Below are 21,467 nucleotides of genomic sequence, written 5' to 3' on the forward strand. Positions count from 1 at the left end.
TTTTTTATCCACATACTTCGCCCATATCGACAGTACGCTGGTATTCCGCCTAGTAGACGTTATTGTGCGCTTGTGCGTCGATTCCGTTTTTGCTTCCGGGCAAAAAAAACCGCGTCCTCCAAGGGAAGAACGCGATATAAAACAACTTGATTTCCTGTTTCAACATCGTCATAAACGCTTTCGGGCGACCACCGCTAACCGGCCGTTTTCGGTCGAGTACTCGCACGTGGACAGTACAATAAGCTTGTCGCCATACCGGGCTGTTACGCCCGTGTCATAAAGAGCGAGTTTTTTGATGTTGTGAACATACGAATCGAACTCGGCGGGCGTACTTACATTCTCAATCTGGTAGTATTTAAAAACGTCGTCCGATTTGCGATAAACTTGTGACAGAATGACGGCAACAATCTCATACTCTTCCTTTTCGTAAAGCGTGCTGAACTGGAACGTGGCATGCTCTCTATAAAAGCTTTCGTTCTTGTACTTCATTAAATCTTTAAACATCCAGCCGCTTTTCATGTGATGGCCATGAATCAGCAAAATGTCCGAACCATTGGTCCGGCTATGCGCGTCCAAAAAGGGGAGGCCGCCTTGGTTTTCCTTTTTATCGAAATCATGATTGAGATAGTAATCCGCATCCTGTGGATTCTGCATGACCGGGTACTCAATTCGGGTGCCGTCCATCTTCAGCCAGCCGACGATGTCCGAGTTCCTCTCGTAAAGCTCTCGAAATTCGGGAAGCATGACCGGCTCATTCGCCTTATTGAACAAAACGGAGGGGGATGCAGCCCCTCCGCCTTTGTCCGACCCTTCCTCCCAAGCTGTTGCCAGCTCTTCGATTTTCTGCTGCTCCGCATAATCCCGCAAGAGAGTTCTCGAAAAATTAAAGAGCGAAAATACCAATACAAGGAAAGAAACGGCGATAAGAATTTTTTTGGTTTTGCTCATTTCTTACCGCCTTTCCGGTCACTGGATGTGCGTTTTCTTTTTGTTACCGAGTAGACAGAGCCCGATCGTCATCAAGGACATCAGCGCCAAAGCCAGATAGAAGATTGGCGACACGCTGTTGTCTCCGGTTTTCGGAGCATCGTCCAGCTCGTTAATTCCATTGCCCGCACCCTTATCGGCCAAGTCGCTGACATCAGGCACGTTGTCGTTGTTATTCCCATTGTTGACGTTGCCAGGCTCGGAATTACCAGGCTGGTCAGGAATAGGGCTGACAGGGCCTGGATTCTCCGGCTCTGGAACAGGGTTAACAGGGCCCGGATTCTCCGGCTCTGGGGCTGGGTTGACAGGGCCCGGATTCTCCGGCTCTGGAGCTGGGTTGACAGGGCCTGGATTCTCCGGCTCTGGGGCTGGGTTAACAGGGCCTGGGTTCTCTGGCTCTGGGGCTGGGTTAACAGGGCCTGGGTTCTCTGGCTCTGGGGCTGGGTTAACAGGGCCCGGTCCGCCGCCGGTTTTTATCGGCTTCATTGGCACGTCGTATCTTACAATGTCAAAATCGACAGAAATCGTATCACTCCTGTGCGTCTCGTATCCGTCCTTCGTTACGATCAGATAGTAATCCGCTTCAGGAAACACCATGTATGCATAGAAGCCATTGGCGTCGCTTTCCTGCTCCGGGCTCTTGTTGTCATGCGGCGCAAAATTCGGAACCGGAGGGAGCGTTACTTTCGTATCCGGAATGCGGCCGTTATCTCTATTCCGCTGCGTATCCGCATAATACAGCGTAACTTTGGCTCCAGCAATTTTCTTGCCAGTGGTGGCATTTCCTGTCGTTTCATCATAAACCGTACCGTAAGGGTCGACCAATGCCTCGGAAATATTCAGCTCTCCGTTAGCCTTCACGTCAAGCTGCGTCACTTTGAAGAGCAGTTCCTCGCCGTTTTCAGCTTGATAGCGAACTTCCATGGTGTACTGCTGCGCGCTCAGCTCTTCGTCTTCTATGGAGAAGGTGCCGTTCGAAGCCAGCGGGAACGCCTTAGGACGACCGTTCTCCTGAATATAATTGCCGTCCTTGTCCTTCAAATAGATACGCATCTGGCTGGTGAACGAATCGTTGAATAGCTCTGTTGTCCCATCCAACTGCTTGAACAGAACGATCCCTACCGCCGTTATGACCGCCGGAACGGTCTCGTCTTTCACGTTGCCATCCACATTTGCTTTTTGCGTGAACTCGATAGGCACATCTTTTCCGCCTACCGTATACACCTTCGTATACGTGATCGTATAGTCGGTGTCCGCCTCGGCAGGGACGAAATATTCACCCTTCTCACTCGTCTGAATCGTCTGCTTCTCACCTGTCTTCAGATTGGTCACCGTGATGGATGCATTCGGAATGACTTCTCCTGTGTTGTTGTCACGCAGCACGCCTTCCAGATACGGGCGAGTATTTTCAAAGTGTGCCTCTGCCAATGTTTTCTCCGGAATGGTGCCTGTGTGTTCGAGACTCTCAGGATCCGTCACATAGCCGTTCTTCGAATAATCATCCTGGGTCACCGTATACTTGAGATACGTCGGAAGACCTTCTATAACGAGCGTCTGGCCGTCGGTAAGCTCGAAGGTATCCCCGCTCGTGATTATTCCCTTGCTGCCGTCCGATTTCTCATAGGCGTAGGATTTGTCCGATCCCTCACCTGTGAAGGTGAGCGTGTACTGGAACGGCTTCGACTTGTCGTCGTCTTTGCCTTTAACCGTGTTGCTGATAAGCAGGCTGCCTTCGATAACTCGCACATTTGTGAACGGGGCAACTTCATCTTTCCCCACCATGACCCCGGTATACTGCCGTTCCTTAGGCGTGGTCACGTATTCGTCAGTTGTGTAGTCCTTCTGCGTCACCGTGTATTTCAGATCCTTAGGCAGTCCTACAATTTCCAGCGTCTCTCCATCCTTAAGTGTGAAGGATTCGCCGGACCTGATCGTGCCCGGTGTACTCGTCGCGCCATCCGACTTCGTATACGCGTAGCTTCCATCCTTGCCTGCTTCTTCAAAGGTGACGGTGTACTCGAACGCCTTCGTCTTGTCGCCGCCGTTGCCCATGACCGTATTGCTGACGGTCAGCTTGTTGACGGTCCGTTCATTGATGAAGTCCGCCTTATGATCGCCTTTATTCTCGATTGTGCCGGACAGCTCTCTGGTCCCCGGCGTGGTGATATAACCATCAACGGTCGTATAATCGGCCTCGGTTACGGTATAGACCAAATCCGCAGGCAATGTCGGGAGCGTCACAGATTCCCCGTGCTTGAGGGTAAACTTGCCTCCGCTCTTGATCGTGCCAAACGTATTATCCGACTTCTTATAGGTGTACTCTTCGTCCTTGCCTTCGCCGGTGAAGGTCACGGTGTATTCAAAATCCTTGGAAGCATCGCTGCCGTTGCCTTCCACCTTATTGCTGATGGTCAGCTTACCCTGGGCCGGCGTAGGCACGACCAGCGGATTATCGGAGGTTACTTTTACTCCATCTACCCAAATAGGCTTGCCTGGCGTATTTCCTACATACACTTGATACACATGGGTGATCGGCAGCCAGGTATTCAGATCAATGTAGGTTTCCTTCAGCTCGTAATAACCCGGATCCGGGAACAGCAGATTAAGCTTCCCTCCACTATCGGTTGTTCCTTCTGCAACTTTCGTTCCATCGCTCTTCTTGTACAGTGTAAATTGTACGCCCTGCAGCGGCTTACCATCGGGATCTACCTTTTTCAGGGGGAGCAGGGCATTGGAGCTTGAACTGCCGGCTACGTCTGAATTGTCCAGCGTGCTTTCACTTTTGGCACTGACCGTTTTCAGCTTATCATCGCCCATCAGCTTTACCTCGTTGCCCATTTTGTCGCCAGCTTTCGCTTTAGACGGATCAACCTCAGTTTGGTACACAAACTGGTAAAACTTATTAGGGTCTTTCATTTTGAATAGGAGAACCGTGGTGCCTCCCGCGCCTGGTGCAGCTTCTACTTGAACTTCACCATTCGGGTCGCTGAGGTCCAGCGCTGCGCCCTCTCGTTCCAAAGCACCGCTGGCAGACAGTTTAGCAGGATAGACTGCCATACTAGGCGCTGTCAGCACAAGCTTTCCGTTTTCTTCATAGCGCAGGTTCATACCTGCACCTAGGGTATCCTGCAAATAAACGCCCTGCGTCATGTTGAATGGCGGGGTATAGTTCACCGTCCATTCCAGCACGCCTGGAACTGGCTTCGTTACCGACTTGCCCAGGGTCTGAATAGGTACAATAACTTTGCGCTGTTCAGTAAGGACCTTCTCCACGCCGCCCCATGTCATGTGCAGGTCGGCTTTGTTATACAGCACCTGCTTGTCTACGCCGTTGGCGGTGTATTCCTCCAAATATTTCTCCAGAGCCGCATTGGAAGGTCTAGCCTTTACTAAAATGACATATGGGCTTTCCAATTTAGAGAAGGTGAACGTTCCCTCGTTTCCATTATGGGAAAAACTTACTACATGAGCACTGGTACCTGGTTCAATAAGTGTTCTGGCATCGTTTCTAACACCATATTCTGTACCTGAACCATTGTCCGAATATCCTTTCCAAAGCTCAAAATCCTTACCTTCAGAAAACGGCACGAATTCCCAGCCTTCGGGCAGTGTGTCCACTAGCTTGATATTGCTGATGACTCGATCGCCGTCCTTAGCCATTTCCTCTGTGTTATATCCAGGCATATTTACCCCTAAACGGAAAGTGACCGTTTTGGTTGTCCTGTCATAGGCAGAAATCGTCCATGCTTCATTGTTATCGTTTCTAATATAACTGCTAACGTTATTCGGGCTAACATTTTCAGGCGTACCATCTGCTTGCAATGGCTTTGACGCAAAGAGCATATCCTTGTTCAGCATACGCAGATGCAGGTTGGTGCTGTTTTGCGCTTGTTTTACGGTGTCGCCGTCAATGAGCAAAGCCCGATTCCAGCTTGTTTTCCCTGCGTTGATATCCTGCCTGAAGAGGATGTCTGGGTTGGTCTCAAGTGCACGGAAGCTGAAAGATGCAGCTTTATCGGTGTATCCGGTCACCTTGATCAAATCCGCCACCACTTTACCGTTCACGGTTAAAGGAATAGCCTTCATGGTCAGGCCGGTTGCATTGGTCTTTAAGGTTCCTTTATGGTACTTTTTCCAAAGCTGCGCGGAATTCACATTTCCTTTGATTTTTGCAATCGTTTCCGCGCTCACCTCGCCGGTTTCATCCACAGCGTTGTCCAAGACGCTCAAATCTCCGTCATGCACCAGCACATCATATACCGCCGCATTAGGCAGGGCATACTGTGGCGTTAGATTAACGGTCCATGTGATGCCGCCCAGGTTATAATCCTCCATCGAAATAGAGCCTGTTTTTGCAAACGTGTGCGCGCCGATGTTGACAATTGCCTCATCCGTCACTGCGTTAGGTCTTGTACCGGTCACGACATCGTTGTTCTGTATGCCATCTGGCGTATTCAAATTCCAGTTGGCACGAGGATCTATTCTGAAGCTGGAGCCGCTTGTTACCTTGCTCTTAATCACTAATTCTACTCTACCATTAATATGCCCAAAGGAATAAACGCCGTTCGAATCTGGTGTAATTGGTGTTATTCCAGGTGAAGCGCCATCCTCCCATGTCTGCCATTCAGCTGATAAAAAGTCCAGCCCAGCAGGCAATACATTGGTGATAGTAAAGTCTTTTAACCCTTTTTTGTTATACTGGTTAACCGCGACCTTCCATGTAATGGTTTCATTCGGATGGTCATAAGAGCCCGATGCTTGAATCCAGTCGGGTGCAACCCACGTTTCCCGTACTGCACTGGCTTTAACGTCAGCACTCGTATCCCTCAGTTCAACTTTTGGGTCAAAACGCTGTCCGCCATTTCGACCGGGATCGATTGCCACGCCCCGATACTCTTTATAATACAGATCCTTATGAAACCATGCTTGATACTCGACCTTAGGGTCCACTCCCGTTCCTGCCGGGAAGATGTAGCTCAGACTGCCATCTACATCAATGTTCGGGTCTACCTTAGTGCCGTTTACCGTGAAGGATCCCGGGACATAGACCATACGGTAGTCGGAAGGCTTCGTATAGAACGTCAGTCCATCTACCGGCAACTTCATTGTTGCATCAAGCACATCAAAAGAGGATGGAGTAGCCTGGAAGGTCAAATAACCATCTTGATAGGCTGGGACGGTCACATACCACCAAGTCCAGCTCCCATTCTTTGGCCAGTTGTTTCCTGTCAAGTTGATACTGTACGCGGGCGTAACATCCGGGTTCTTTAGCTCATACGCTCCCCCGAAAATCGAGATAGGCTTTGTATCGCCGTAGTTCATGCCCGTTACATCCGAATTGGCAGTGGTTTCAAAGCCAAAGGTAACCGCTCGTCCAATACCATTGAAAAACACATCGTCGCCATTAAATACAATCTTGATGCTATTAGGGGTGAAATAAGCGATGCCAAGCTGCTTCTGACCCGTTTCAGTTGTTGCCATCAAAGGTTTGGTAGCTGTTGGCAATACCACTTCCGCGAAGTAGTCATCCCTTTTTAGTTCGATCCAGTCACCCTTCTGAATGTATAGGTTTGGATCCGCATTAGTCGGATCAGCGTCATCACCATTCACGGGCACCTTAAGGCCCTCTGATTTGAGGGTAAATGCCTGTCGGCCCTGGATCGTACCGCCCGGAGCAATGTCGGTTCCCTGCGTCACCTTCAGCGGAAAGATTGAATTGGCATCCATGAACAACACCGTTTTGTCCGTCGGGCCCGCCGTCTTTACTAAAGAATTGTTCGGCACATCGTACACTGCCTCAGTTACTGACGTCGGTTCGTCCGCGCTCGGCAAATCCGCTTCGATAACAGCCGCCGGCCCGGAATCGCTTGGCGCGCTATCCGCATATCCAGTGACAGAGAATGCCACCGTCTGCAAGACAAGCATGATTGCCAAGCATAAAGAGAGTATTGCTTTACCTATACTGCGTTTTCGTTTCAAGAAACATTTCTCCTCCATTCCCGAAACTGCTGAAATTTAGCGACAGTAAGATCATCGACCCGATTACGCTCAAGTCGAGTAGACATCTTCCGTTTGCTTAATCCCAGCAGCCCTTTGCATCATCGAAATCTTGCGGAGTTCCCTCCTTTTATACCTCCTCCCTTATTCCGAATTTCCACACTTTCTTTTTCATAGTTTAAAAACCTAATCTCTACAAAATCTCTACAATGTGAAGAAGTGCCTCTCTTTACAAATCTCAATAATAGATTGGGAGGGTTATCATGAGGGAGGATATTCCTGAAACGATCTCAGTTATCGGAACGGAGGCTTGTTCAAAAAGTAATAAGTTTACTTGCGGAGATAAAAGAAAATGAGCCCGTATCATTACCGGACTCATTTCATTCAACTGCCTAATACTTATGGTGCCGTTCAAACGATCTCATGGCTTGCTCCCGCCATGAAGGCAGGAGGGTGCGGCATCCGGTTCGCGATCCCCCGCTCTCCCGTTCCTACTAAGGCTGAAGAAGTGAGTGGAAGCGTGACTTCCGCATCCACGCCCCCCTCCATATCGATTTGCTTCTGAGCCGAGATTTTTAGCTCATAGGATGCAATCAAGCCATCATACTCTGCCGTAATGAGCACGGTTCCTTCCGACTTGGCTGTTACTACACCGCTAGCGCTAATCTCCGCTATACTTGGATCACTGCTTGTGTAGATAATGTTTGTGTCTACCTTTTCACGACTTCCATTACTATATACTGCGGTAGTCACCGTATGAGCACTCTCTCCAACGACCAGTACAGCAGGCCCTTCGAATTCAAGCTCAGTCAGAGTAACCAATTCCACTTCGTTGCCTTCTGATACCGATTGTAAAACAGGCCGTTTAACAATACCGTCCCATCTCCAAACAGCGTTAAAGTCCCACCCTAATCTGTCCGTATAGGTGGATGGAGTCTCTATTTCAGTTTCAGACAGCCCTAATCCTTTAAGGGTTGTTAATGCTCCCTCAGTGACACCTTCTTTATTCACCATCATGCCGTCAAACGCATAATTATTTTCGAGCGTGGCGGTGTGCCCCGCAAGAACTCGTCCCATCACCCGGTTCGCCATCGTTGGCGCCGTAACCGAAGGGCCGAGGGCTATGACATTTCTGACGACCGTATCATTGTATCCGTATCCAGTCACTCCGCCCGCATTGCTCGTCATCGCTCGAACGGTTCCAGACGCATACACGTTTTCTGTTAGGCTGCCCGAGTTCGTAATTCCGATTAGGCCGCCGGCCTGACTTACCTGAGCGGTTACATCTGCGGTAGAATAGCTATTTGTTACAATGCCATTAGAATAGCCCACTAGGCCGCCTACTGTGCTGGAGCCTGTAATGGAGCCTGTTGAAAGACTATTCTCTATCTCGCCATTGTTCGTGTTGACGAGTATGCCTATTCTGCTCCCGCCAGTGACGCCGGCATCGATCATGGCTATATTTTTAATCACTCCGCCATTAAGATGGACTAAGCCGCCGCTCGAGGAATTAAAGTTGACTATTTTCTTCCCGTCGCCATCCAAAACACCGGTGAACGAAACATCTTTAAAAAGTGACTCAGCCGGTTGTCCTGCGTAATCCAAATCATGGTCCAAAATATACTTTTCTGCCGGGAAGGCTTCCATAACATTCAGATCAGCAATGGACTTGATTCGGTAATAACCAGCTTCATTTCTTTCCAAAGGCACGACAGGCTCGCTTGCCTCTTCAGGGTTACTGCTCAATACCGGACGCTTTAAAGCATCATTCCACATCCAAACCGACTCAAAATCCCAGTTCAGTCGATCGGTATACGTGTTAGGGTCTTCAACCTGCTGCTGAGAAAGCCCAAAACCCTTTCTGTTGTCAGCAGCGGCATTACTCTCGCCTTCTTTATCCACAATCATGCCATCGAACGCATAATTATTCTGAAGCGTTGCCGTATGCCCGGCAAGGACTCGTCCTACCACTCGGTTCGCCATCGTCGGCGTCACGACGGAAGGGTTAAGAGCAATCACGTTTCTAACAACCGTATCATTATAACCGTAGCCAGTCACTCCGCCTGCGTTGCTTCTAAGCGCCTGGACGGCCCCGGATGCATACACGTTTTCCGTTAAGCTGCCTGAGTTCGTAATTCCGATTAGACCGCCAGCTTGGTTCAGCTGGGCCGTTACATCTGCCGTGGAATAGCTGTTTCTCACGATGCCATTGGAATAGCCCGCTAGACCGCCCACGGTACTGGATCCTTCGATTAAGCCCGTGACATAACTATTCTCTACCGTTCCGTTGTTCGTGTTAACGAGTATGCCGATATTACTTCCGCCAGTGACGCTTGCATCTACCATAGCTATGTTTTTAATGGTTCCGCCATTGAGATGAAATAAGCCGCCATTTTCTGATTTAAAATTGGTTAAGGATTTATTGTTCCCATCAAACGTGCCAAGGAATGGCGTCGCTTTAAATAAAGGTTCAAATAGCCGCCCTTCAAAATCAAGATCATCCTCCAATATATAATTTTCATTTGGGAATTCGGATATCGTCTTTAATTCTTGAATTGAACGGATGATGTAGTACCCATCTTCATTCCGATCAAGCTTCGGCTTCGGAATATGATCTTCGTCAATTTGTTCCAAATTACTTTGCAGTAATGGACGTTTGGCATCTTCATTCCAGATCCAGATCGTATCAAAATCCCAACCGAGAGTCTCAGTGAAAAAAGATGGCTCCGTGAATGTTTCTGCACCGACCCCCTGTCCTTTCTCATTGTTCGGATCATTCACCGTAACGTTCTCACTGCTAACAAACATATTTTCATCAGCGTAATTATTGACTAAAGTTGCCGTCTCCCCAGCTAGTACTCTGCCGACAATTCGATTCGATGCAGTACCTGTAACAATAGATGGATTTAATGCCATACTATTTCGAATAACCGTATGGTTATATCCGTATCCGCTGATGCCGCCAGCATTTGATTCTTCTGCTATTACGGCTCCGGTTGCATAGACCTGTTCTGTTGTACTCCCCCGATTCGTAATCCCGATCAAGCCGCCGGCTTGCTTGCCTCGTGCATGGACTCGAGCTGTTGAATAACTGTTTCTAACGATACCGTTCGAGTAGCCCACAAGACCGCCAACTGTAGAATTACCTCGAATAGATCCGGTACTGTAGGCATATTCCACGATCCCATCATTCTGATCAACCAGGATCCCAATATTACTTCGGCGAACATCAATATCGGCATTGGTGATTCCTACATTACGAATCGTCCCTTCATTAATAGCAAAGAGACCGGCGCCGCCCGAGGAGACCATAACACCTGTAATCGTATGCCCTTGCCCATCAAACGTACCCGTAAATGGAGTGCCATTCGCGCCAATGGCTTCAAAAAACATGCCATTACCGTCAATGTCTTGAGCTAAAATAAAATGTTTGTCCGGGAACTCATGCATTTTATTGAGTCCACTGGTACTTTTGATTTGATAGGGGTTGCCTTCCGAACCATCGCCCAGCATGCCTTCTTTAGCTATTAACGGTTCCGTTAACGGCTCTTGATCGATTGGATTATTAACCACTCTTACGACGATCGTATGTTCATCGCCAAATGCAAGAGGATTGTCAAATAAGATGATTTGTTCACGTCCGAGATGTTCTAGCGTTGCTTCTTGAATAACCGTTTCCAGCAGCTGTTCACCTGTATGATCCCGCTTTTCCCCGATAACGGTGACACGTTCAAGGGAGCTCGGGTAATTCAGGACCCCGACGCCCTTCAAGACGTTATTTTCTATTATTGCGCTTGTTAAGTTCATATAATTTGCAGGTTGTTTCATCGTAAATGAATCAATTTCATCACCGTCGCTGTTGTAGGCTTTCAACGTAAGAGATTGATCGTTTGATTCTAAAATAACACCCGTCTGCTTATTTTCATCATATACGATATGATCCCAGTCAAACGATTTGTTATCATAGAACGTTGGACCTGATGAACCAACTGTCACAAAAGTTGTACCTAGATTCATCGCTTCTTCCGATATATCTTTTACACCGTTTCGTATGGTTGTCCGTTTATACACATGATCATGACCGCCAATGTACAGACTGACACCAAGCCGTTCAAAGGCTTGAGACAATTTCACTCTCATCATTTCCATACCGGTCTCATCACCTGATTGGCCGCCATAATAAGGATAGTGTCCCATCACGATTTTCCACTTCTTGTCGGTTGCCCGCAAATCTTTTTCCAGCCATGACAGCTGCTTGTCGAAATCCACCACGGAATTCAGAACAGCAATGTGCATATCGCCATAATCAAACGAATAATTCGTTTCCCGGTAACTGCCTTCGCCATTCTTCGGCAGGTTGAAAAACCCGGAGAATGGCCCGAATTTCCGCTCCGTCGCACGTTCACGGTCCCCGACAATGTGAGCAGAAACTAGACCCATATCATTGTTGTAAATGTTGCTAAACACATCATCCCATGCATACATATTGCCGCCGTTCTCGACCAAGTCTCCGACTTGAATCACCGTCTGTCCGTTTGAATTCTTCTCCTGCAGAACGTCCAGCATATTTTTAAAGAGCTGGAAGCTTTCCGGATTTCGATCCGGAACGCCAAGATCCCCCATCACATACATAACGGCTTCCTCTGAAGCTGGCGCGGTCCTATAGCTGTAACTGTCGCTCCAAGGTCCAGTCGGTGACATTCCATACCGATAGTCATACGTAGTCCCTAAGTCGAGACCTGTTATATTCGCTTCATGAGCTGCAAGCACGCGATAGTTACTTTTGGCAAATGTATCGCCATACGCGACTTGAAAATAAGAGACTCCCGCTTGTACCACTTCCGCATTGTCCCACGTCGCCTCTGACTCCGGTTTATACTGAACATATGACGTTTCTAACGCCTTATCCGTCACCAAATTTATTCCTACTTCACGTTCATTCCCACCTACATTAACAATGGGCTGAAATTCATTTAGAACTTTATCGGCATCCAGATTTTGTTGATCAACAAGGATTCGAATAAGTTCAACACGCGTATTTCCTTGGGCGTCGGTTGCTACATACTTAATGAAATACTCTCCATACATGTCGACCTTGAAATGCTGATTTAGAGCCGCCACTTCTCCCTTATCATTTAGAACGATGGCTTCCACCGATAAAGATTGACCGCTGTGATCTGTCGCCGAAGCGCCCAGCACTTCTACTTGATCCCCAAGCTTAATAGTATCCGGATATTGTCCATGAACCTTAATTTCAGGCGCATGCACCGTGCCCCTCGTCTCATCACCAATCCATATTGGAGCACTTATAGCCTCTTCACCGTCCACTTGGAAAGCTCTTACGAGGAAGTAGTCCCCATCTTTACTCGCTAAGGATACTTCCTGATTAAATTGATTGCCGGCAATATTGCCGTACTCCTTGATGATTTCACCGCTGTTTTTGTAAACAACGACTTTATCCAACACATCGTTAGCATCAGGGTCACTTATCTGTATCTTGAGATTAATTTTCTTTGTTTTGGCCGGAAGAATCGACCCCATCATCTGACCTTTGGCTGAAACCGCCATTTCTAAGTTGCGATCAAATGATACATAGGTGCGGTGGTTTCGCATCGCCTCGTAAAGGCCTTCTCTAGTAAGCTTTTTTCCCCACATACCGGTCACATGGGGCTGAACCATTCCCCAATTCCCTTTGTGCTCGTCCCCGCCAAACACGGGAGAAACATGCCAGCCTCGATCTAATGCTTTGGTATAGATTGCAAAATCATTGGACGATTTGTATTCGATCAGATTAAGGTTTCTGTCAACTTCCCGGTTATAGTGTTTAAATTCATTGAAACTCCAATTTCCTGACGAACGTGGATGATTAAATTGCGCAATCGCATTCGGATCTTGGGCAAGTCTTGCGTAAAAGGTTGGCAGATCATATTTGATGTCGCTCCAGCCCCAAGTGCCATCCGCACCTACTCCATGTGTTCTTGCAAACCATGGAGCATTAAATAAATTGATATGGCCCGCTTCATCATACCAAGTCACTTCCGTGCCCGGCAGCGTAATAAATTCGTGATCACGATTGTGAGCATCGGATTGCTCATGCAGCAGCTTGTATTCTTCTGAATAAGAGTCTTGAACATTCGTAATAAAGTCACTGCCCGTACTGATATCATAAGTCACGTCGTGTTCCGTCACTGCAAAAAAATCAAAATCTGTATTACTTTTCACAAAATTATAAGCATCATTAGGCAGCAATATCCCGTCACTGAGAGAAGTATGGGAATGCATGTGACCTTTGAACAATGAATTTCCTAAGTACTTAGCTCTATCTTTTTTAGAGACAACATTCTCTGTCTCTGAAGACGCCGCGAATACATTAATGCCGTAATAAAGACTAACAACCCCCGCAATCATACAAGCCACCACAATAAAAGGCAGACTTCTTCTTTGGGACTTCAATTAAAATCCTCTCCTTTTTCGGCTTAAATGGTAAGACAGGTGTCTGACTGATAAACAAACAGCCCCTAAACCAAAAAATGCAGTCTGAAGGCTGTTCATATCATCTGTCTTGTTCATCACAGTCTCAACAATCGCTTAATGATAGGTGCAAGCGACTGTGCCATGCGCAAAAATCCGAGGTCCGTTGGATGTGTTCCGTCAACCGTACAATCATTGACGAAATCATCGCCCAGCAGCTTAAAACCGTCAACGAAATGGATATTAGCGTCTCCTTCTGTCCGCCTCTGCTCCACATTCTCGATCTGGATCAGCCTGCGGCGGTCATTAAGATCCCTCCTCTCTATATAGAATTGGTCTTCGGCAGTACTAATCCTGGAGACTACCAATATAGGAACCTCTGGATGCCGGTCTCTCAGAATTTGGATGAAGGCAGGCAGCGTTCGTGCGATGTTTCCGGCCTCCCCCGTATTCCCTTCATAATCAAGAATGAATAGAGCCGGATCATCGATTTCCGACATGATATGCGCGAGTTCCGGCTCGCCCTTTCCATTCCCCGAGAAGCCAAGATTGACGAACTCCACCGGAATCATACGGCTGAGAATATTAGAATAAGCCATACCCGGTCGGGAGGCGCATCCCCCTTGCGTAATCGAAGTTCCATATATAATAACGGGTCTACTGCTAGCATAGGCAGGTGCATCGCTTATGACAGCATCCTTATCTACACCGATCCACACCTCTTCTACCCCTTGATAGAGCGGTAAATTTAAGGTGACGGCCACATCTTTTTTTGAATCCCACTGATAAAGCTGGGATTCATATTCACTTTCCGTTGGTTTGAATCTAGCCGTGGTGATAAAGCTCTGCTCTCCCGGCTCTCCAAGATAGCAGTCAACCCCGCACTGCCCTGTAGGCGGCATATGATACATATTGGCCGGTCCGGCAAGACGTACCCTTATGACCAGCCTTGAAGAATTGGTGCGAAAGCGAATTTGTCCGCCTGCCGTACAATAAGCAAGCGTATCAACCGCGGGCGACAAGACAGCCCCGGAAGCCAAGGGCAGGCGTCTGTATATCCCATCCTGCGCAAGCCAAGGGAAGCCCGCGATGTGAAAGGGCGCTTCCAGCGGAGAATGCCATCTCAACTGTTCGCCATTTGTTGTCTCCGGGTATATCGTTCCGCCCAGTTGATCTAAGTTTATCTCTTTCGATTGAACGGTCATCTATTTCTACTCCCTCACTTTCAAGATTCGATGCCGAATTACTTCTTGACTCCCTTCGTGTTAGATATAGAATTTATGAGTCATCAGTGGAACTGATGAAATTCTATATCGCAAGAAAACCTACCTATGCATCGCGGTCGCTCATCCTTGAAGTGGCCTCGATAGGGGTTTTCTTATCAAAAGACGACTTTTTGAACAACCTCTAAAATACGTTCGCTGTGTTTACTCCATTTGGAATACATATTTCCGAATCGCCTGAGCAACGCCGTCCTCGTTGTTGGTAGCCGTGATTACGTCCGCTATGGATTTGATATGCTCTTCACCGTTGGCCATCGCCACACCGAGACCTGCCGCCTTCAGGAGCTTCGCGTCATTATCACTGTCACCCATAGCAATGACATCGGACATCGAGAAGCCCAACGTCTGACAAACCTCGCGCACTCCGCTTTCCTTTGTAATGCCTTTAACTGAAATCTCCATATTAGTAGGAGCCGAATGGGTAACCTCGAGCGTGCCCCAACTGAGCAGCTCTTCCTTAATTTCCGCAAGCTTCCGCTGATCATTACTGCCAATGCCGAATTTCATCCAATCCCGTTCGAACATCTCCGGCGTCCAATCCTTGTCGCCCGTCAAGCTTTCCACGCTGTAGCCCCAGTACCACTCGCCCCGCTTGGCAGCAATGGCGTGCATATCGCGGACCGCGTCCCGAGGGAGGAAGACTCGCTTTTTAAGCCTGCCCGGTCCCTCCCAAACTTCTGCTCCATTGAGCAGCACCATGGGGGAATCGAGCCCAAGCTCATCCCAAAAGCCCTTGGCAGTTTGCAAGCCTCTCCCGGTGGAGAACATGACTTTAACACCCTGATCTACTGCATATTGAAGCCACTTTTTGGTCTCATCCGTAATGTGCTTTTCATCCGTCAGAAGCGTCCCGTCCAGATCCAATGCAATCAGCTTATATTTCGCCTTCACTTGTTCTGCAGTATTCATCCCTTCACCGCCCCCATGGTCGCGCCTTCCATAAGAAGTTTTTGGAAAAGGATATAAATAATAATGGACGGTACCATCGCAATGGTTACACCGGCAAACAAAGTTACCCAATCCGCAGTAAACTCCATTTGCTTATTCGCAGAATACATTTGCACCGCAATGGGATATTTCTTGGGATCGCTCAAATAGATAAACGGCGCTAAGAAATTGTTATAGAACCCTAAGAACTTGAATACGCCAACGGTTACAATTCCCGGTGTAGACAAAGGAACGATAACACGCCAAAACTTTTGGAATAATGTAGCGCCATCCATCGTTGCGCTCTCTTCAAGCTCCATCGGCAGAGAGCTCATAAACCCTCCGAGCAGCATAAGATAGAACACGCTTTCACCCAGACTGGACAGAAGAATTAATCCGGTCAAGCTATTGGTCAAACTCAGTTCCCGCATAATGACATACTGGGGTACAAGCGCATTGATGCCAGGCAGGAACAGGGACAACATAATCAAGCCCCAAATCAATTTTCTGCCTTTGAACTGCATTCGAGTAAGCGCATAGGCGTTAATTGTCGTAAAGAAAAGCCCAAGCACCAGACTTCCGCCAACATAATAAAGGGTATTTAAGAGTGATTGCCCAAAACCGTATTGATTCCAAGCCTTCGAATAATTCTGCCATCTTAGTTCCGAAGGCAGCGCCCATATATCTTTAAAAAACTCAGGATTGCTTTTTAACGATTCATAGATAACCCAGACTAAAGGAAATAATATGGTCAGCGACCAAGCATAAAGCAGCACACGCCACACAACGTCCATAAACGTTCGTTTTTCCTTCAAACTTTATCCCTCCGAACTTCATATGGAAACTAATACTCGTAGCCTTTGTTCGGCACAAATTTATCGATTAACAGCTTTGCCGTTACTAATATGACGAACAGGATCATACCGACTGCGGAAGCGTAGCCGTAATTCCGATACTCTACGCCAAAAGCCAAGTTAAACATGTAGAGGCCGATGACATCCGTCGACCCGAATGGGCCCCCATTTGTCATAATGAGGATGATTTCAAAGCCCTTCATCGTGCCAACGACCAGGAACAAAGCGCTGACCCGAATAATGGGCATAACAAGCGGCATTGTAATTTTAAACAAACGCGTCATATGTCCGGCCCCTTCAAGAATCGCCGCCTCGTACAATGACTTTGGAATCGCCAGCATCGCATTGGCAAAGATAATGACGTACAAGCCGACGCCGCCCCATACCCATGCCGGGATAATCGACGCAAGCGCCGTATTTTCATTGCCCAACCAATAGAAATTACCGGTATCAATGCCAATGAACTTTAGTAGCCCATTCAGCAAACCGTACGATCCGTCATAAATAAAAGCCCAGAGGAGCGCGACTACGACCGTAGATAAAACATTCGGAAAGAAAAACAATATCTTCAAAAACTTATTTTCTTTATACGATTTATTTGTAATTAAATAGGCAAGTATCAAAGAGATGATAATAACAAAGAAGGGCACCGTTATCATTAAAATCAAGTTGTGGGTAAGCGCGCGCCACACGTATTTATCTTGAAATGCGTTGACGAAATTGGACACCCCGACGAACGTTGCATCCGTAAACCCGTCCCAATTAAGCAGCGCATAATAAACGGATAAAATGTTCGGAAACAACGTGAAAAGCAAATATCCGCCAAAGGGAGGCACAATGGCTATGAACAGAAATATCCACTTCTGCGTATTCGCTTTATCAAGACCCAGTTTGCGCAGCACAGAGGGCCTTGGTGTCTTCACAGCGGTTGAATCAGACACGAGAGATCAACTCCTATCTTACTGGAAGTGAAAATCCGACTTTTTGAACACGTACTATTAGTCATTTTCAGCGTGTAGCCTATGGGGTCGCAGAAGTTAAAACGGAGGAGCGGAGATGAATCCTCCCCGCTCCATCACGTCTTATTTTTTCTTTTCAGCCTCTACAGCTTTCTTCAGCAGCTCTTCGGCTTGCTCCAGAATCGGTTTCGGATCCTGCATACCCATAGCAAATTTAACAATATTCTCATTCAATAATTTTTCCGCTTGAGCAAGATTCGGATCCGAAATACTGATAGACCGGCTTGCTTTATAAGTTTGAGCATTATTATCCGCAATGTACTTCAGAACAGATTGGGCGGAACTGGAAAGGTTAGCCGTTCTGGCAGGGTCTTCCGTCAAATCCTTGCGCATTGGCAAAGCGCCTGCTTTTTCAGCAGCAAATTGTTGATTTTCAAGCGTAACCATCCACGTGATCAATTCTTTGGCCCACTTTTTGTTAAGCTCCGGCTTAGCTGCCCAGATATAGTTGAAGTTTGAAGTTCCGCTTCGAATCCAAAGCGTTTGATTTGTGTTATCTCTGAAAGGAACAGCCATGAAGCCCCAATCGAAATCCTCGGGTGTTGCTTCCTTCATCTCATTCTCGACATGAGTCCCTGTCGATACCATCGCCGCTTGCCCCTGAATAACCTGCATTTGCGATTGCGTATGGTTCAATGCCGGAAGTCCTTCTGCAAAATATCCTTGTTGGCCAAGCTCATAGATGCGCGTCCAGGTTTCAACTGTCTCCGGATTTGTGTATTGCGGCAGAGCATAGGTTCTATAATTTTCGATAAATTCATCGACATGGCCATTGATATCAGCCAGCTCAAAATTTTTAGCTGTTCCGAAAGCCCAGTTATGGTAGCTTGGATGAATACCCGGGAACGTTATGGGAGCAATGCCGTCCGCTTTAATGTCTGCGAGAAGTGCTTTAAATTCATCCCATGTGTTCGGGTTTTGGTTCCAGCCATGCTCTTCGAATAGCTTTTTGTTAAAAAACAACCCGCCAAAGCTGCTCGCCGTCGTAAATTCATACCTTTTCCCATTGATCAGTTGCGTTGACTCGTACATGCCCGGCATCATAAGATCTTTGACCTTTTTGTCCGGCACATCTGGAAGAGGGTATTCCCAAATGTCATCCATTGGTTCAAGCTTGCCGGCTTCAGCGAGCCCCACAATACCTCCCGCTGGATCTGTATTAAATAGATCAAACATGTCATTATCATTGCCCGCAGAGATTTTTGTAGAAAGAATCGTCTTCATATCAGCTGAAGCCGTGATGTCTATTTTGACATTTGGATACTTGGCTGTGAACGATTCAACTGCATAATCGAACCACTCCCGGCCATATCCTCCTACAAAAAAGCCTACCTTTAGCGTTACTTCCTCATTCTTCGGCAATCCATTCTCATAAACTTCTACTTCTGCAGATACACCCGGCTTATCCGAACCAGCAGGAGTTGTACTTGGACTAGCCCCGTTCTTTCCGCTGTTTCCACCGCAACCAGCCAGCATGGTTAAAGATAATACCGCTGCCACACCCGTGCTCATGAATCGTTTCATTTTTCCATTCAACATTATTTCACTCCCCCGTTAATTAATAAATAAATTGGATTAACTATTTAAGCATAACTATGTTTTGTTAATCAGCAATCAAGTCAGGGTAAATAATTTGTAAATAAGTACTGGCTTTAAACTGCTAAGCCTCACCTCCATAATATGCTGTAAACGCTTTCATTTTAATTACGAATTGGTCATTTGTCAACCTTTTTGTCAATTGTTTTGATCATTAATGACCCTCTTAATAATGGGGAGAGTTAATCGAAATGCCCGAATCTCCAAAAAGGTTAATTTAAGCTGGAATTCCACAATGCTTCTAAGGCTTCGATTAGCGTAGAATCCGCCTTTTATGCCAAGACGATGCATAATATACTTCGTGCGGCGGACATGAAATAAATTGGTTATGATAACAAAAGATTTTAGCTGGTACTGCTCCATCAATTGCTTGCTAAAGATTAAATTTTGAACGGTGTTGTTTGACTTGTCTTCTTTTAATACTCTTTTTGCTGGGATGCCCTTCTCAACCAGGTACTTCTTCATCAGCTCCGCTTCCGAGCGACGTGAACCAACCGCTCCCCCCGATACAATAATATATTCGTGCCCATATTGCCGAAATTGTTTGTAAGCTTCATCCAGTCTTTCTTTAAGCAACGGGTGTATTCGGCCGTCTTTAGATACATAGCCAAGTACAATAAGTGCATCTGCTTTACCAGGTTGTAACATAACTGCATGCAGCCAGCATATGTAAGTCAGCACCGTCATCGCTGCTATTGCAATGATCCATCCAATCCATACCATCACTTACTCCTCTAGGCGTCAAATTGTTGTATTTAATCAAATCAGTTTACAAATATAATATCCTTTTTTATTACAATGTCAATACAATTCGCTGCGTTTTTTTCAGTGTTTTTGGATTGAAAGCTTTCGTACTGATTGTATCATGCTGCATAAAGCCGCCATTTATCATCGTTTTTAAGAAATTTAAAAATGTACGTTAGTTGAATTAAACGAACTTGCAACTTTTATTCGCCTCGTATTAATGCTACACTTGAAGCAAAGTATGTTCCTAATTTGTCAAATGTTTTGAATCTATATTATATAAAACGTTATTGGAAAGAGGATGCATATTGTGAGTGATTCGGTTAAACAAACCAGCCATATGTTATTAAAATCAATAAATCAGCAGAAGGTTCTTTTTCTCATTTATTCAGAGGGGCCGATCTCTCGCGTAGAGCTTGCGGAAAAGACTGGACTAAGCAGACAAACGGTAACCAATATCGTGAATCGCCTGTTGAAGGAAAAAATAATCGTGACAGGGGAGCTTATCGACTTGGAGGCAGGCAGCGGAAGGAAAAGAGTCGGCCTTCATATCAACAGCGGCCATTTTTATGCCATCGGGCTTGAGCTCGCCGGCAAATACATTCGCGGAAAAGTGTTCAACCTGCGTCAAGAAGCTGTCGCATCCGCAGAACGCACGAGCAACAAATATGGTTCTATAGATGTGCTGATGCAGCTGTTGCATGAAGTTATCGATGAGCTGCTCACCCAGGTGCCCAACACCTCCAAAGTAAAAGGGATCGGAATCAGTATGCAGGGCCTGGTCGATTCTCAGCATGGCATCGTTCTGCGCACACCTGGCATAGGCGTTCATCGCCTGCCGCTCAAGCAGCTGCTTGAAGACAAATATGACATACCCGTGTATATCGAGAACGATGTCAATCTTCTCTCTGTCAACGAGAATATGAACGGCTGCTTGAAGGATTCCAATAACAATATCACCATCAAGTTTGATTATGGTACAGGCGGCGCGATCGTCCATGATAAACAAATTATTGCAGGATCAAGCTTTGTTGCAGGTGAATTCGGGCATTATAAAGGCTTCTATGGAGAAGATGCCTATCCATGCCATTGCGGCAGATCCGGATGCTTAACGACGCTGGCTTCCAGCAGCGGACTTAGTGTTTCCATCAAATGCACACTAGAGGAGTTCGCAGAAGGCATAAGAACAGGAGATCCTAAGTTCCTTGGTTTATACGAAAAAATTGTCGATGGCATCGCGATCGCCGTTACTAATATTATTACATTTATCAATCCAGACAGTCTGCTTATGACTGGCCGAGTCATTCCTACCATCAGTCCCGAAATGTTCAACGAGATTAAAGCTAGAGTGATGCACCAGTTGCCTGTGACAGTTAATAACGTACAATTGATCCACCTTCATGACAAACCGGATGAAACCAAGCTTGCTGCCGGGTTAGTTATTAAACGTGCATTTGAAATACCGCTGGATACTTTATCTCTTTAATTGCGACTGATTAAACCATACTAGAACGGTTCATCTCTGACTTAGAATGAGCCGTTTTTACTTTTTACCTTCCGCTATTCAAATCTATATACGCTGTAATATC

Annotated in this window: 10 protein-coding genes; 1 reads left to right on the forward strand and 9 read right to left on the reverse strand. The window is 46.7% G+C overall.

Going from position 1 to position 21,467, the window contains the following annotated elements:
• Positions 1-168: 168 nt before the first annotated feature.
• The 9 genes from MHI43_RS31725 to MHI43_RS31765 all read right to left on the reverse strand — a co-directional run bounded on the left by MHI43_RS31725 (position 169) and on the right by MHI43_RS31765 (position 19,857).
• A complete protein-coding gene (locus MHI43_RS31725) occupies positions 169-948 on the reverse strand; it encodes a class B sortase (protein ID WP_015738066.1) in 780 nt (259 codons plus the stop codon).
• A gap of 18 nt (positions 949-966) precedes the next feature.
• On the reverse strand, positions 967-6,966 hold the full coding sequence (locus MHI43_RS31730; RefSeq protein ID WP_036659525.1) for a DUF5979 domain-containing protein: 6,000 nt from the start codon (positions 6,964-6,966) through the stop codon (positions 967-969).
• A 429-nt stretch (positions 6,967-7,395) separates the two neighbouring features.
• A complete protein-coding gene (locus tag MHI43_RS31735) occupies positions 7,396-13,437 on the reverse strand; it encodes a CehA/McbA family metallohydrolase (protein ID WP_036659526.1) in 6,042 nt (2,013 codons plus the stop codon).
• A gap of 116 nt (positions 13,438-13,553) precedes the next feature.
• Entirely contained in the window at positions 13,554-14,660 is a 1,107-nt protein-coding gene (locus MHI43_RS31740; RefSeq protein WP_036659527.1) for an SGNH/GDSL hydrolase family protein, read from the reverse strand.
• A 222-nt stretch (positions 14,661-14,882) separates the two neighbouring features.
• The gene (locus tag MHI43_RS31745; protein ID WP_036659529.1) at positions 14,883-15,647 is read right to left on the reverse strand and encodes a Cof-type HAD-IIB family hydrolase; all 765 of its coding nucleotides are present in this window, start codon (positions 15,645-15,647) and stop codon (positions 14,883-14,885) included.
• A complete protein-coding gene (locus MHI43_RS31750; RefSeq protein WP_015738071.1) occupies positions 15,644-16,480 on the reverse strand; it encodes a carbohydrate ABC transporter permease in 837 nt (278 codons plus the stop codon). Before MHI43_RS31750 ends, MHI43_RS31745 begins: the two co-directional genes overlap by 4 nt.
• A 29-nt stretch (positions 16,481-16,509) precedes the next feature.
• Entirely contained in the window at positions 16,510-17,460 is a 951-nt protein-coding gene (locus tag MHI43_RS31755; RefSeq protein WP_015738072.1) for a sugar ABC transporter permease, read from the reverse strand.
• A 141-nt stretch (positions 17,461-17,601) separates the two neighbouring features.
• Positions 17,602-19,077, reverse strand: coding sequence for an extracellular solute-binding protein (locus MHI43_RS31760; protein WP_015738073.1), 1,476 nt, complete (start codon positions 19,075-19,077; stop codon positions 17,602-17,604).
• A 195-nt stretch (positions 19,078-19,272) separates the two neighbouring features.
• Positions 19,273-19,857 (reverse strand): YdcF family protein, encoded by a 585-nt coding sequence (locus tag MHI43_RS31765; protein ID WP_036659531.1) that lies wholly within the window; start codon positions 19,855-19,857, stop codon positions 19,273-19,275.
• A gap of 322 nt (positions 19,858-20,179) precedes the next feature.
• Between MHI43_RS31765 and MHI43_RS31770 the strand changes: the two genes are divergently transcribed.
• Positions 20,180-21,364, forward strand: a complete 1,185-nt coding sequence (locus tag MHI43_RS31770; protein WP_235201598.1) for an ROK family transcriptional regulator — start codon at positions 20,180-20,182, stop codon at positions 21,362-21,364.
• The last annotated feature ends 103 nt before the right edge of the window (positions 21,365-21,467 follow it).

Source organism: Paenibacillus sp. FSL H8-0457, assembly GCF_038051935.1.
Lineage (GTDB): Bacteria > Bacillota > Bacilli > Paenibacillales > Paenibacillaceae > Paenibacillus_AQ > Paenibacillus_AQ lautus_A.

Excerpts from the sequence above, each read along its gene's own strand:
- MHI43_RS31760 (WP_015738073.1), bottom strand. The coding sequence starts at position 19,077 with ATGTTGAATGGAAAAATGAAACGATTCATGAGCACGGGTGTGGCAGCG.
- MHI43_RS31770 (WP_235201598.1), top strand. The coding sequence starts at position 20,180 with ATGCATATTGTGAGTGATTCGGTTAAACAAACCAGCCATATGTTATTA.
- MHI43_RS31740 (WP_036659527.1), bottom strand. The coding sequence starts at position 14,660 with ATGACCGTTCAATCGAAAGAGATAAACTTAGATCAACTGGGCGGAACG.
- MHI43_RS31765 (WP_036659531.1), bottom strand. The coding sequence starts at position 19,857 with ATGGTATGGATTGGATGGATCATTGCAATAGCAGCGATGACGGTGCTG.
- MHI43_RS31745 (WP_036659529.1), bottom strand. The coding sequence starts at position 15,647 with ATGAATACTGCAGAACAAGTGAAGGCGAAATATAAGCTGATTGCATTG.
- MHI43_RS31725 (WP_015738066.1), bottom strand. The coding sequence starts at position 948 with ATGAGCAAAACCAAAAAAATTCTTATCGCCGTTTCTTTCCTTGTATTG.